Source organism: Clostridium malenominatum (genome assembly GCF_039521365.1).
Lineage (GTDB): Bacteria > Bacillota > Clostridia > Clostridiales > Clostridiaceae > Clostridium_AW > Clostridium_AW malenominatum.
Genome location: NZ_BAAACF010000017.1, coordinates 1 through 605, shown reverse-complemented (window position 1 = coordinate 605; position 605 = coordinate 1). Strand labels below are relative to the sequence as shown.

Annotated in this window: 1 protein-coding gene; it reads left to right on the top strand. The window is 35.0% G+C overall.

From position 1 onward, the window contains the following. Positions 1–67: 67 nt before the first annotated feature. Entirely contained in the window at positions 68–553 is a 486-nt protein-coding gene (gene tnpA / locus ABDZ69_RS17075) for an IS200/IS605 family transposase (RefSeq protein ID WP_343771630.1), read from the top strand. Positions 554–605: the final 52 nt, after the last annotated feature.

Sequence of the window (605 nt, the reverse complement as noted above, 5' to 3'; positions counted from 1 at the left end):
TAATACCTCCGATGTAAAATGGAAGTAGGTTTGCCGACCACAACCAAACAAAGGAGGTATATCCAGAATGGATAATAGTAGTTTAGCACATAGCAAGTGGAATTGTAAATATCACATAGTTTTTGCACCAAAATACAGGAGACAAATAATATATGGAAAGATAAAGGTGGATATAGGACAAATATTAAGAAAGTTATGCGAACATAAAGGAGTAGAAATAATTGAAGCAAATGCATGTAAGGATCACATACATATGCTTGTGAGTATACCGCCTAAGTTAAGAGTAGCTCAATTCATGGGATATTTGAAAGGAAAAAGTTCACTCATGATATTTGATAGACATGCAAATTCAAAATATAAATACGGAAACAGACAGTTTTGGTGTAAGGGTTATTATGTCGATACTGTTGGCAGAAATAAAAAAGTTATAGAAGAATATATAAAAAATCAAATACAAGAAGATTTAGCCCATGAACAGATTAGTATGAAAGAATATATTGACCCGTTCACGGGTGAGCCAGTAAAAGAAGGCAAAAAAATAGAGCACCTTTAGGTGCAGCCTGTGAAGGCATGCGGTTGGCAAACCGTTCAGTGTGCGAGTAGCA